Annotated in this window: 11 protein-coding genes; 3 read left to right on the forward strand and 8 right to left on the reverse strand. The window is 64.2% G+C overall.

All coding sequences use genetic code 11. The features are described from left to right. Window positions 1-104: 104 nt before the first annotated feature. Together APH33_RS14595 and APH33_RS14600 are read left to right on the forward strand one after the other, a co-directional pair. Window positions 105-779 carry a COG3650 family protein gene (locus tag APH33_RS14595; RefSeq protein ID WP_054885826.1) on the forward strand — a complete coding sequence of 225 codons (675 nt, stop codon included), beginning with the start codon at window positions 105-107 and terminating at the stop codon, window positions 777-779. Window positions 780-882: 103 nt separating this feature from the next. Then, window positions 883-2,490, forward strand: a complete 1,608-nt coding sequence (locus APH33_RS14600; RefSeq protein ID WP_054885827.1) for an NAD(P)/FAD-dependent oxidoreductase — start codon at window positions 883-885, stop codon at window positions 2,488-2,490. 166 nt (window positions 2,491-2,656) lie between these two features. On the opposite strand, the gene APH33_RS14605 is transcribed toward APH33_RS14600, so the two are convergent. The 6 genes from APH33_RS14605 to dinG form a co-directional block, all read right to left on the reverse strand. Further along, entirely contained in the window at window positions 2,657-3,121 is a 465-nt protein-coding gene (locus APH33_RS14605) for a glycine zipper 2TM domain-containing protein (RefSeq protein WP_054885828.1), read from the reverse strand. A 221-nt stretch (window positions 3,122-3,342) separates the two neighbouring features. After that, window positions 3,343-3,990: a pyridoxamine 5'-phosphate oxidase gene (pdxH, locus tag APH33_RS14610; RefSeq protein ID WP_054885829.1), complete on the reverse strand. Its 648-nt coding sequence runs from the start codon at window positions 3,988-3,990 to the stop codon at window positions 3,343-3,345. 19 nt (window positions 3,991-4,009) lie between these two features. Further along, window positions 4,010-4,987, reverse strand: coding sequence for an OmpA family protein (locus APH33_RS14615; RefSeq protein WP_054885830.1), 978 nt, complete (start codon window positions 4,985-4,987; stop codon window positions 4,010-4,012). A 99-nt stretch (window positions 4,988-5,086) separates the two neighbouring features. Next, entirely contained in the window at window positions 5,087-6,232 is a 1,146-nt protein-coding gene (locus tag APH33_RS14620) for a serine hydrolase domain-containing protein (RefSeq protein ID WP_054885831.1), read from the reverse strand. 143 nt (window positions 6,233-6,375) lie between these two features. Further along, entirely contained in the window at window positions 6,376-8,613 is a 2,238-nt protein-coding gene (locus APH33_RS14625; protein ID WP_054885832.1) for a beta-galactosidase, read from the reverse strand. 81 nt (window positions 8,614-8,694) lie between these two features. After that, window positions 8,695-10,839, reverse strand: a complete 2,145-nt coding sequence (gene dinG, locus APH33_RS14630; RefSeq protein WP_054885833.1) for an ATP-dependent DNA helicase DinG — start codon at window positions 10,837-10,839, stop codon at window positions 8,695-8,697. A 98-nt stretch (window positions 10,840-10,937) separates the two neighbouring features. Here dinG and APH33_RS14635 point away from each other — a divergent pair, with 98 nt between their 5' ends. Then, window positions 10,938-11,402 carry a CopD family protein gene (locus tag APH33_RS14635; protein WP_054885834.1) on the forward strand — a complete coding sequence of 155 codons (465 nt, stop codon included), beginning with the start codon at window positions 10,938-10,940 and terminating at the stop codon, window positions 11,400-11,402. A 99-nt stretch (window positions 11,403-11,501) separates the two neighbouring features. On the opposite strand, the gene APH33_RS14640 is transcribed toward APH33_RS14635, so the two are convergent. Beyond that, a complete protein-coding gene (locus APH33_RS14640; RefSeq protein WP_054885835.1) occupies window positions 11,502-12,260 on the reverse strand; it encodes a hypothetical protein in 759 nt (252 codons plus the stop codon). Next, entirely contained in the window at window positions 12,253-12,528 is a 276-nt protein-coding gene (locus tag APH33_RS14645; protein ID WP_054885836.1) for a DUF1145 domain-containing protein, read from the reverse strand. The genes APH33_RS14640 and APH33_RS14645 overlap by 8 nt, the downstream gene beginning before the upstream one ends. Window positions 12,529-12,583 lie beyond the last annotated feature (55 nt).

Genomic DNA, 12,583 nt, shown 5'->3' on the forward strand with positions numbered 1-12,583 from the left:
CGTGCCCGCGAAGAGGCCGACAGAGGCAACCATTAACTTGAGATCCGCCGCCAGCCTGAGTAACGTGGCGAGCTCTTTGGCAAAGATTCTCCGGAGCCCGCCCCATGCGCCTCACCCCTACCCTGCTGCTCACTGCCTTGTTGCCCATGTTCGCAGGCTGCCAGTTGCTGGCCGAGCAGCCCCGTGACCCGAACATCGGCACCACGCGCATGCAGGGCGAGCTGAGCGCAGGCGGCGGCCGGCTGTTGTTCAAACCCTGCGGTGAAAGCCGCCACTTCGTGATCAACGATGTCGCCGGCACGGGCATCCTCCAGGAGTCCGTGAGCCTGGCCAAAGATGCCAAGGCCAAGCTGTTCGCCGACGTGCGCGGCCGCCTCACCGGCAACAAGCAGGCCGACAACGATGGCCAGCTGGAAGTCAGCCGCCTGTACCGCCTGGAACCTTCCACCCGCGCCTGCGACGACCCCAACTTCAAGCAGCTGACCCTGCGTGCCAACGGCCACGAGCCGGACTGGGACATCAAGGCCAGCGGCAAGGGCATGGTGCTCAACCGCGTCGGCAAGGACCCGCTGCCCCTGCCGTTCCTTGAAGAAGAAGTGCCCGGCGGCGGCCTGACCCTGACCAGCGACGCCAACGGCCAGCACGTTGAGCTGTGGGTCGCCCCGCAACGCTGCGTCGATGGCGCCACCGGCGCCGTGCGTCATCTGCGCGCCGAGCTGCGCATCGACGGCCAGACCCTGCGCGGCTGCGGTTACTACGGCGGTGCCCGCGACAACTGATCGCCGGGCGCTTTTATCCTGCCAGTCAGGGCGGCATACAGCTTATACTTGGCGGTTTGTGTAAAGCCGCCGGCCGCCCATGGCCGGGATACTGGACCCTGCCATGCTACGAATCACCGAACTCAAGCTGCCCCTGGACCATCCCGACGAAGCCCTGCGTGATGCCATTGTCCAGCGCCTGGGCATCCGCGACGAGCAACTGCTCAGCTTCAATCTGTTCAAGCGCAGCTACGATGCGCGCAAGAAGAACAGCGAGCTGCTGTTCATCTACACCATCGACCTGGAAGCCAGCAACGAAGCCGAGCTGCTCAGCAAGTTCGCCGACGATCACAACATCAGCGTGGCACCCGACGTCACCTACAAGTTCGTCGGCCATGCCCCTGCCGACCTGAAACAACGTCCGATCGTGGTTGGCTTCGGCCCCTGCGGTATCTTTGCCGGCCTGTTGCTGGCCCAGATGGGCTTCAAGCCGATCATCCTCGAACGCGGCAAGGAAGTGCGCCAGCGCACCAAGGACACCTGGGGCCTGTGGCGCAAAAGCGTGCTCAACCCCGAGTCCAACGTGCAGTTCGGCGAAGGCGGCGCCGGGACCTTCTCCGACGGCAAGCTCTACAGCCAGATCAAGGACCCGAACCACCACGGCCGCAAGGTCCTGGAAGAGTTCGTCAAGGCCGGTGCACCGGACGAGATCCTGTACATCAACAAACCGCACATCGGCACCTTCCGCCTGACCGGCATGGTCGAGCAGATGCGCCAGGACATGATTGCCCTTGGCGCCGAAGTACGCTTCCAGGAAAAGGTCACCGACCTGCTGATCGAGGACGGTCAGCTGACCGGCGTGGTGCTGGAAAGCGGCGAGCAGCTGCACTCGCGGCATGTGGTCCTGGCCCTGGGCCACAGCGCCCGCGACACCTTCCGCATGCTGCACGCCAAGGGCGTGTACATGGAAGCCAAGCCGTTCTCGGTGGGCTTCCGTATCGAACACCCTCAAACGCTGATCGACAAGGCGCGCCTGGGCAAATACGCCGGTCACCCGAAACTCGGCGCCGCCGACTACAAGCTGGTGTACCACGCCAAGAATGGCCGTTCGGTGTACAGCTTCTGCATGTGCCCAGGCGGCACCGTGGTGGCCGCCACCAGCGAGCCGGGCCGCGTGGTGACCAACGGTATGAGCCAGTATTCGCGTAACGAGCGCAACGCCAACTCCGGCATCGTCGTCGGCATCGACCCCGAGCGCGACTACCCGGGCGGCCCGCTGGCCGGCATCGAGTTGCAGGAGCGCCTGGAAGCCCATGCCTACGTGATGGGTGGCAGCAACTACCAGGCCCCGGCGCAGCTGGTCGGCGACTTCGTCGCCGGCAGGCCGTCCACCGCGCTGGGCAGCGTCGAGCCTTCGTACAAGCCGGGGGTGACCCTGGGTGACCTGGCGCCGAGCCTGCCGGACTTCGCCATCGAGGCGATCCGCGAGGCGTTGCCGGCCTTCGACCGCCAGATCAAAGGCTACAACCTGCACGATGCGGTGTTGACCGGGATCGAGACACGCACCTCATCGCCACTGCGCATTACCCGTGGCGCGGACTTCCAGAGCCTGAACCTCAAGGGGCTGTTCCCGGCAGGTGAAGGTGCGGGGTATGCCGGGGGGATTCTCTCGGCAGGCGTGGACGGTATCCGCATTGCCGAAGCCGTGGCTCGCGACATCCTCGGCCTTTAAAGCTTCCGGCCTCTTCGCGGGTAAACCCGCTCCCACAGGTACTGCAAAGCTCTCAAGCTTGATGCGATCCCTGTGGGAGCGGGTTTACCCGCGAAGAGGCCGGTGCAGGTAAACAAAAAACCCCGAACAGGCCTGGCCCGTTCGGGGTTTTTATTTGCCGCTACGGTCAGTGCGAAACGCGGCTGGTACCATCGACGGTCATGATGCGTACGCGGTCGCCAACGCGGAAGATCTCGTTCTGCTGCACGGCTTGCACATAGGCGCGCATGCTACCGTCGTCTTCACGCACGGTGATTTCCACACCCTGGGTGCGGGTCAGGCCTTCTTCGGCAGCGGAACCTGCCAGGCCACCGGCCACCGCACCGATCACTGCGGTGACGATGCTGCCACGGCCACCGCCAATGGCGCTGCCGGCGACACCACCGACGATAGCGCCAGCACCACCGCCGATCGGCGTCTTGGTGCCTTCGATCTTGACCGGGCGCAGGGATTCGATGGTCCCCATGCGCACGGTCTGCACGCGACGGGCCTCATCACGGGAGTAGCTGTCACCGGTCAGGCTCGAGGCACAGCCACCGAGCAGCAGCGACATGGTGGTGAAAGTCGCCACCAGCAAAGCGGATTTACGCATGGGTACAGTCTCCAGAAAACAGGTGTCCATTAGACGCTACGCGTTGACAGCTGTCACGGCGCCCGCACAAAAAATAAAACTTCATTCAGCCCCTGTACAGCCTTGTACGGACAGTAATGGGGGCGTTACAGATCAGACAAAGGATAGCCACGGATTACTTCATCATCTGTGAAGAAGTGTCGGCATGAGGGCAACGGGGCTGCCTGACAGCCCCGTGGATGTCAGGGCGCCAGGCGCTCTCGCGTCCACTGCCCATCTACCAGCCGGTAGTTCAGGCGGTCATGCAACCGGCTGGCACGGCCCTGCCAGAACTCGATCCGCTCAGGCAGCAGACGGTAGCCCCCCCAATGTTCCGGGCAATGCGGCTGGGTATCGGAGAAGCGCGCTTCGGTGGCCTTGACCAACCCTTCGAGTTCCTCGCGATTGGCAATCACGCGGCTCTGCGGCGAGGCCCAGGCCCCCAGGCGGCTGCCCAGCGGGCGTACCTGGTAGTATTCATCCGACTCCTTGGCCGTGACCTTTTCCACCCGCCCTTCGATCCGTACCTGACGCTCCAGCGCCGGCCAGAAGAAGGTCATGGCAGCGAACGGGTTGGCCAGCAGTTGCTGGCCCTTGGCGCTGTCATAGTTGGTGAAGAAGGTGAATCCACGGTCATCAAGGCCCTTGAGCAGCAGCACACGACAGTGCGGGCGGCCTTCGCCATCGACGGTGGCGAGTGTCAGGGCATTAGCCTCCACAGGAGGCTGCTCGGTCTTCACCGCATCGGCAAACCACTGCTGGAACAGGGCGAACGGCTCACCCGGGGCCTGGGCTTCCGCCAGACCATCACGGGTGTAGTCGCGGCGCATATCGGCCAGGGATTGGGTCATGGCTGCGTTTCCTTGACGATCAGTTGGTCTTCGCAGGGCTATTGGCAGCTACCTTCTTGTCAGTGGTAGCGGCTTTCTTGGCGGCCGGCTTGGCTGGCGCGGCTTTTTTCTTGGCGGTGGTCTTCGCAGCAGGTTTGGCAGCGGCTCTCTTCGCTGCTGGCTTGGCGGCCGCTTTCTTGGTTTCGACAGGCTTGGCGGCAGGTGCCTTGGCATCCTGCACGGCAACCATCGAAGCCGGAGTTGCAGCCGGGGCAGCCCGCTGATACTTGGCCAGCAAGGCAACCATGGTGTTCTGCGGCGTCAGCAGCATTTCCACGCGACGGTTCAGGGCCCGGCCTTCGGCGCTGTCGTTGGCGGCACGCGGCATTTCCGCGCCCATGCCCTTGAGCGACAGGCGGTCACGCTGCAGGCCACTCAGACGGAAGATCGCCGATACCGAGGCAGCACGCTCCAGGCTCAGCTTCTGATTGGCAGCGGCAACACCACTGCTGTCGGCATGGCCAAGCACCAGCACAGCCGTCTTCGAGTCGCCTTCGACAGCCTTGGCCACGCGGGTGATCGGAGCCAGGGTCATCGGCAACAGCATGTTCGGGCGGTCCGGGTTGTACGAGCTGTCGACCGGGATGGTCACCACCAGCACATTGTCGCGGCGCTCAAGCTCAAGCTTGCTGTCCTTGATCGCTTCACGCAGCTTGGGCTCGTACTGGTCCAACCAGGCCTGGGTGGCCTTTTCGTCGATTTTCGGCACGACCGGCCCTTTGGCCTGCTTGTCGTCACCGCCAAATGGCCACCACCAGTGGCTGGCGCTCTCGGACTTGGCGTCCGCCTTGGCGACTTTGTCGGTGACCGCCGCTTTCACTTCCTTGTCAGCGACCTTGTCCGAACCGAACGGCCACCAGTTGCTGCCGCCATCCTTGGCGGCGTCCTGGGAATTGCTGGCGCAACCGGTCATAGCGGCCAGGCACAGGGCGAGAGCTAAGGTTTTATGTGAAGACATCAGCGATACACCATGAAATTGAAAGATATTTTGCCAACGCACTTCAGGCGTTGGCATTGAGGATAGTCAAAGGGGCTGCGTAATACCCGCTTTACCCGATCAAAGGCAAGTGCCAAGCACCCGTACCAGTTGCTGGGCTCTTGGGTCCATGAGCACGTAAGGGCCAAGGGTATTGACCACGAAGCCGAACGCCACGTCGTGCTCCGGGTCGGCAAAACCGACCGAACCGCCAGCACCTGGATGGCCAAAGGCACGGGCGCCGAGGCCAAAGGTGGCGTTGGCCACATTGGGCTGGTCGAGCATGCAACCCAGGCCGAAACGGGTCCGGGTCAACAAGGTACGGTCCTCGCCCAGGCTGTGTTCGCGGGTCAGTTCGTCGAGCAGTTCGGATTCGAGCAGGCTGCCATCGAGCAGGCCGGCATAGAAACCTGCCAGGCTGCGTGCATTGCCATGGCCGTTGGCCGCCGGCTGCTGCATGCGCCGCCATTCAGGCTTATTGGTGCTGGTCAGGATTGCCGGCGGGTTGGTGAAGGCGCGAGTCGACAGCGCCGCGGGCTCACGCATGGTCACCTGCAGCAGGCGCTGGGCTGCGGCATCACCCGCGTTGCCCTTGCCACGGGCGATGTGCGCCACGCGGTGGAACTCTTCGTCGGCCAGGCCGACGTGGAAGTCCAGGCCCAGCGGCCGGGCAGTACGAGCGACGATGGAGTCACCCGGGCTGCGGCCATCGACGCGGCGGATCAGTTCACCGATCAGCCAGCCATAGGTGATGGCGGCATAACCGTGCTCGGTGCCAGGCGTCCACCAGGGCGTTTCGGCGGCCAGGGCATCGACCATGGCCTGCCAGTCGTACAGGGCTTCAGCCGGTAGCAGCTCGCGGATGGCTGGCAGGCCTGCACGGTGGCTGAGCAATTGACGCAGGGTGATGTTCTGCTTGCCGGCCTGGGCGAACTCCGGCCAGTAACGGGCCACCGGGGCATCCAGGGCCAGCTTGCCCTCACCCACCAGCTGCAACGCGGTCACGGCGGTGAAGGTCTTGGTGCAGGAAAACAGGTTGGCAATGGTATCGCTGTGCCAGGCCTGCTGGCCGTCCTTGTCGGCGGTGCCTGCCCACAGGTCGACCACGGTCTCGCCACCGACCTGGATGCACAGCGCAGCGCCACGCTCCTGGGGATCCTCGAACAGTGCCGCGAACGCTTCACGCACCGCTTCGAACTTCAGCTCATAGTGACCCTGGATCTGCACCCGCTGTTCTCCGTACGACCATGCTGACAAAGGCGTGCATTGTTTCAGTAGTTAGCGGTTTTGCCTACTGGGCGAAGCCGGATGGACGCTGCCGAAGCGGCAGGATCCAATGGGCCAGGGGCGCTGAGCGCCCCGGTAGACATTCAGGGGGCTTTTTTCTCCAGTTCACTGCGCAACTGACCAACGGCCTGCAGGTTGCTCTTGCGCACCGCCTCGACGAAACCCGGGTACGCCACATCGGTGATCGCCACCAGGCCCAGGTGGCCGTTCTCGCCATCGAGCAAGCGCCCGCTGGCAGGTTGGTCAAGGTATTGGAACCAGTGCGCGCCCACGATCATCGGCTGCGCCAGCGCGGCCTTGAGGAAATTGCCATAGGCCGGCCCGCGGTCCTCTTCCCTGGCTACTTCCACCGGCCCTGGCCAGAACGGCCCGCGGTCGCGGGAACCGAACTGGAACTCGGACACCAGCACCGGCTTGTCAAGTTCGGCCAAGCGGGCAAAGTCATAGCCATCCTCGGGCTTGAGGGTATAGAAGTTGAAACTCAGGACATCGCAGAACTCGGCGCAGGCCTTGACTGCTTCCGGGGTGCTCACGGCATAGCGGCCACCCAACAGCAGGTGGTTGGGTGCATGCCACTTCAGTGCATCGGCGATGGTCTTGAAGTAGGTCTCGGCGAATACCTGCTGGAAATACTGGTAATCGCGCTCGATTTCCGGGTGCTCGGGATTCGGCAGCGGGGCCTCGAAGCCTGGGTCTTCCATCAACTCCCAGGCTTGCAGGTCGATCCCCCAGGCCTTGGACAGCCCCTCCTGGTTGCGGTACTTGTCGCGCAGCTGCTTGAGGAAAGCGCGCTTGGCCGGCACGTCGGTGGTCAGACGCAGTGTCCCGTAGGCCAGGCCATAGCGCGCCTTGGGGTCGTTGCCCGGCGCCGCCCAGGCCAGCTCGTTGTCGGCGAAATAGCCGATCAGCCAGGGGTCGTCACGGTGATCCCGCGTGGCAATGGCCACGGCGCGCTCCGTGGCCATGGCAAAGCGTGGGTCGAACGGGTCAGGCATGCGGCCCCACCAGTCCATACCGGTGCTGATGCTGGCATAGTCACCGACGATCGATAGCGGCAAAGTGTAGGGCATGCGTTTGGCCTGGCCGATGGCAGGGTCGCTCCAGTTGCCCAAGGTATTGAAGCCCCAGGCCTGCAGGCGGTCCAGCGTGTGCGCCTGCCACCGCTCGGTATCCAGCGCCAGCGCCGGGCACTCGGGGGTGGCCTGGCCTTGCACGGCAGGCGGACAAGGTTTGCCATAGGTGCGCTGGATGTTCGCGGCATAGAAATCGAACCAGCGCCCTTGCTTGAAATTGCGCCCTTGCGACGAGGCGTTGCCATCGTCGTTGTTGCCTTCACCATAAAAAGCCGTCAGCGCGTCGCCTTCACCTGGCAAGGCTTTGAACATCCTCTCGCGGCCGGCAACGTAGGTACGCCCGCCATCGGCGGCCACGGCATTGACCCCCAGCGAATAGAACGGGTGGCCTTGCGGGGTAACCAGGTACCAGCGCCCGTCGCGCTTCTCGGTGCGGAAAAAGCCCTTGGCCGCAAACGCCGGCCCGGCCAGCACGCCACCGTAGCTGTCCAGTTGCTGTTTATCACGGTCAGCCAGCCAGCTCTTGAGTTGCTGCTGTTCGCGCGCGTCAGCCGCCTTGAGCTGCTCGTCACTGGCAATCTTCTCGGGCCAATGCCCGCGGGTGGACTGGCCGTAGACATCAATCAGCTCGTGGTAAGCCGCCTGGTAGGCCAGATCGTCGTCCTGAATGCCGACCTTCTCGATCAGCAGGTTCTGCGCCACTTTCGGGTTGGGTATGGTCAGGCTGACGGACACCACCTGCTTGAGATCCAGTTCACCGGCACTGCTGGTCAGCAGCAACCGCTGCCCGTCATAGACCCATGGCATCGGCGGGCCGGCCCGCATGCCCTGGCTCAACGGCGAACTGGCCGTGAGCGGAACCATGACGGTTTGCGCAGGCCCGGCAGGCAGGTCGATACGACTGGTCAGCGTGCGCCCGTCACTGCCGAGCAGCGTCACGTCGACGGTCAACGCCCAATCCTGGGCGCTTTGCATGCGCAAGGTGAGGTACCGCCCCGCCGACCAGTCCCACACGCCGCTTTGCGGGCTCAGGCGCAAGGTTGGCCGTTCGACCGGATTGAACACCACCCGCCTGAGCACCTCGCCCTCAGCCGTCTGCTCCGCATTGTACTGCGGCATGCCGGTACCTTCGGTCGCCACATTGACCACCGAGGCCGGGCGGACGAAGCTGAACAGCGTCTGTTGCCCGGCCAGCAAAGGCGCGCTGAACAACAGCGTGAATACCACGGGCAAGGTGTGGCGAATCATAAGGCTGGGGCTCTCCTTCCAGGCCCTCATGGGCCCGCGACTGAGTAATGGACAACGGGCCGGCGCATCGTGCTCCTGCCCTCAGGAAATCTCCCGCCGGAAAGGCGGCAGCGCATTGAGAATAGCTTTGCCATAGCGCTGCGTGACCAGGCGCCGATCAAGCAAGGTGATGACGCCGCGATCCTGCTCGGTTCGCAACAGGCGACCGCAGGCCTGGATCAGACGCAGCGAGGCGTCGGGCACGGCAATCTCCATGAACGGGTTGCCGCCACGGGCCTCGATCCATTCGGCCAGTGCTGCTTCGACCGGGTCGTCGGGCACGGCGAAGGGGATCTTGGCGATGACCACATGCTCACAGTAGGCACCTGGCAGGTCGACACCCTCGGCGAAGCTGGCCAGGCCGAACAACACGCTGTGCTGGCCATCGTCGACCCTTGCCTTGTGCTTGTTCAAGGTTTCCTGCTTGGACAGGTTGCCCTGGATCAGCACCAGCTTGCGCCAGTCGCGGTCCAGGCCGTCGAACACTTCCTGCATCTGTTTGCGCGAAGAGAACAGCACCAGCGCGCCGCGGGCATCTTCGACGATGCCTGGCAGTTCGCGAATGATCGCCGCCGTGTGTGCCGCCGCGTCGCGCGGATCGGCCTTGAGGTCGGGGACCCGCAGCAGGCCGGCATCGCCATGCACGAACGGGCTGGGCACCACGCAGGTGACGGCATCGCGGGGCAGCCCCGAGCGCATGCGGAAACGGTCGAACTTGCCCAGTGCGGTCAGCGTGGCCGAGGTCACCAGCGCGCCATGGGCAACGCTCCAGAGGCTGCGGCGCAGCATGTCGGCGGCAAGAATCGGGCTGGCATTGACCTCGATGTCGAACAGCGCGCCGCTTTCGGCCAGGGTCAGCCAACGCGCCATGGGCGGGCTGTCCTCCGGGTCCTCGGTGGTGAACGCAGTCCACAGCTCCCAGTTGCCCTGGGCGCGAGTGACCAGGCTGCCGAACAGTGGGTACCACTCCTCGGCCTGATGGCTGGCGATGCCGATGTTGACTTCGCCATCCATGCCTTCCTTGAGCAGGTCGGCCAGGCGGGTGAACAGGTCATTGAGGCGGGCGAAGCCCTTTTTCAGCTCGATGCCGACTTCGCGGATCTGCTCCGGCACCACGCCGCCCTCGAAGCGATAACGCGGGCGCTCCCGGCCTTCGGTATCCTCGCTCGGGCGGAAATCGGCGACCTGCTCGCACAGGGTGAACATGAACTGCTGCTGGGTGCGCACTTCCCGCGCCAGCTCTGGCACCTGTTCGATGTACTTGCCCAGGTCGCCCGGCAAGGGGTGCTGGGCCAGCAACTTGGTGAGGTTCTTGGCAGTCTGCTCCAGCCAGTCGGCAGTGGAGCGCAGGCGCGAATAATGGGCGAAATGGCCGATGGCCTTGTCGGGCAGGTGGTGGCCTTCATCGAACACGTACACCGTGTCGCGCGGGTCAGGCAGCACTGCGCCGCCGCCCAGGGCCAGGTCGGCCAGGACCATGTCGTGGTTGGTGACGATCACATCGACCTTGCCCATGCCTTCACGGGCCTTGTAGAACACGCACTGCTGGAAGTTCGGGCAGTGGCGGCCGGTGCACTGGCTGTGATCGGTGGTCAGCCGCGCCCAGTCCTGGTCCTCGATGGCCTCCGACCAGCTGTCGCGGTCGCCGTCCCAACGGTTGCCGGCGAGCTTCTCGATCATGCTGTTGAACAGCTTCTGGCTGCGCTCGTCGACCTCGATGTGGAAGCCTTCTTCCTCGAACAGCTGGGCAGTGGCCGACTGCGCGTGGCCCTCCTGCAGCAGGATGTCGAGCTTGGACAGGCACAGGTAACGGCCGCGGCCCTTGGCCAGGGCGAAGCTGAAGTTCAGGCCGCTGTTGCGCATCAGGTCCGGCAGGTCCTTGATGACGATCTGCTCCTGCAATGCCACGGTCGCGGTGGCGATCACCAGGCGCTTGCCGGCGGCCTTGGCGGCCGGGATCGCGGCCAGCGCGTAGGCGACCGTCTTGCCGGTACCGGTGCCCGCTTCCACCGCAACCACGGCGGGCTCGCCGGCGCGACGGCCTTCGTCGTCACAGGCGATGTCGCCGAGCACCTTGGCCACTTCGGCGATCATCAGGCGCTGGCCATACCGCGGCTTGAGGCCCTTGGCTTCGAGAAAACGCGTGTAGGCGCCCTGGATGGTGACTTTGAGTTCGTTGCTGATCATGGTCTGCAGGCGCCCGGAGGGCTGGATAAATTTTCAGTGTTTCGCATGGGGCGGCTATCATACCCCGCTATTGCCCTTTGTGCCGCATGGAGATCCGGATGCTTGCCTTTGCCCTGCCCTACACATTGCATGTCCTGGCCGCCCTGATATGGGTCGGCGGCATGTTCTTCGCCTGGCTGGTGCTGCGCCCGGCAACGGTTGCAGCCCTTGAAGGGCCTGCCCGCCTGCGCCTGTGGGTGGAAGTTTTCAGACGCTTCTTCGTCTGGGTCTGGCTGGCCGTGGCGATTCTGGCGATAAGTGGTATCGGCATGTTGCACATGCGTTTCAGCGGCTTCGAGACTGCACCCAAATATGTACACGTGATGATTGGCGGCGGGATTGCCATGTTCGCGCTGTTCATGCGCATCCAGGCATTGCTGCTGCCGGAGCTCAAGGCGGCGGTGCAGGCTGAAGACTGGCCGGCGGGCGCTGCGGTGCTCGGGCGGATTCGACGGATGGTGGGGGTCAACCTGCTGCTGGGCCTGGCGGTCGTTGCAGTGGCCAGTTCACGGCTGTTGATGTGAGGGGTTCCAGGCGGGATTTTCAGGGCCTGTGAGAGCGAGCGCCGCGCGGACGGCGCTCGATCTCGCAGGCCCTGGAACTCTAAAGTCAGGCCCTCGGCCTCAGAGTCGCTGCAAAATCAGTTCACCCTCGGCCCCAGCCAACCCAGGTTGCCCTTCCTGCCCCGGTCGGCCATTGGCTCCGGCGTCGGTGCGATACACCAGGCACCCCTTGCTCGCCCCGCCTTTACCGGCCTTGCCCGCAGCCCCGGCCTTGCCCGGCGCACCACCCTCCAGGCGCACCACGATGCGTTCCTGCGGGAAACCTTGCGGCAGGTTCAGGCGAATCCGCCCGCCGGGTGCACCGTCATGCCCGTTGCCACCATCATCACCATTAGCCCCTTTGCTTGCCTGGCCCCAGGCACAACCTCCCGCCTGGCCATTGGCGCCATCAAGGCCCATGTAACCCGGCGCTCCGGCGCCACCACGGGCATCGATGGCCAGGCGTTCGGCGTCGACCTTGGCGAGGGTCAATTCCAGGCTGCGCCCGGAGCGGGCAGCCCGTTCGTAGGTACCGGGCGCCCCTGGCGCGCTGATCTCACTGCCCTCGCCCAGCACAGCATTGCGTACCTCGACAAGCAGAGGTGCTTCGGCAGGCGCAATGGCAATCCGCGCATCGCGGCCCAGTTGCAGATGATCGACCTTCAGCTCGGTCAATGTGGACGGCAACAGCAAGGTCGCCGAATCCGCGACATTCAACTGCTCCAGGTGCACGCTGGCCGACTTGTTCGGCAGCCGCAGCATGGAATGGGGGGCAACCTCCAGGCTCTGCGCCTGGGCCAAGGGCGCGGCCAGCATCGCCAGCAACATCAAATTACGCATGGCGAGGTGCCTCCTGCGGACGGGGAATGGACATGACATGAAAGATACCGGTCAGCAGGATCTGCAGCCGGTCGAACCAGCGATGGCTACGGCCTCGCAGGCTGCCATTGAAAAACAGTACTTCAAGAAAATGCAGGCTCAGCACAAAAATGCCCAAGGCATTGATCAACAGATTCAACGGCAACGGTTGCGGCATCATCAGGTTGAACAGCACCACGCCCCAGAATGCCACGGTCAGGAACTTGCCCAGACCCAGGATGAACTTCATACCCCGCCCCTACGTGTCTATTTATTGTTATGTCCACGCGGCCCGAGCATGCGCG

It is taken from the genome of Pseudomonas sp. NBRC 111130, assembly GCF_001320485.1.
GTDB lineage: Bacteria > Pseudomonadota > Gammaproteobacteria > Pseudomonadales > Pseudomonadaceae > Aquipseudomonas > Aquipseudomonas vlassakiae.

Excerpts from the sequence above, each read along its gene's own strand:
- APH33_RS14625 (WP_054885832.1), bottom strand. The coding sequence starts at position 8,613 with ATGATTCGCCACACCTTGCCCGTGGTATTCACGCTGTTGTTCAGCGCG.
- dinG (WP_054885833.1), bottom strand. The coding sequence starts at position 10,839 with ATGATCAGCAACGAACTCAAAGTCACCATCCAGGGCGCCTACACGCGT.
- APH33_RS14635 (WP_054885834.1), top strand. The coding sequence starts at position 10,938 with ATGCTTGCCTTTGCCCTGCCCTACACATTGCATGTCCTGGCCGCCCTG.
- APH33_RS14615 (WP_054885830.1), bottom strand. The coding sequence starts at position 4,987 with ATGTCTTCACATAAAACCTTAGCTCTCGCCCTGTGCCTGGCCGCTATG.
- APH33_RS14605 (WP_054885828.1), bottom strand. The coding sequence starts at position 3,121 with ATGCGTAAATCCGCTTTGCTGGTGGCGACTTTCACCACCATGTCGCTG.
- APH33_RS14595 (WP_054885826.1), top strand. The coding sequence starts at position 105 with ATGCGCCTCACCCCTACCCTGCTGCTCACTGCCTTGTTGCCCATGTTC.
- APH33_RS14645 (WP_054885836.1), bottom strand. The coding sequence starts at position 12,528 with ATGAAGTTCATCCTGGGTCTGGGCAAGTTCCTGACCGTGGCATTCTGG.
- APH33_RS14600 (WP_054885827.1), top strand. The coding sequence starts at position 883 with ATGCTACGAATCACCGAACTCAAGCTGCCCCTGGACCATCCCGACGAA.
- APH33_RS14640 (WP_054885835.1), bottom strand. The coding sequence starts at position 12,260 with ATGCGTAATTTGATGTTGCTGGCGATGCTGGCCGCGCCCTTGGCCCAG.
- pdxH (WP_054885829.1), bottom strand. The coding sequence starts at position 3,990 with ATGACCCAATCCCTGGCCGATATGCGCCGCGACTACACCCGTGATGGT.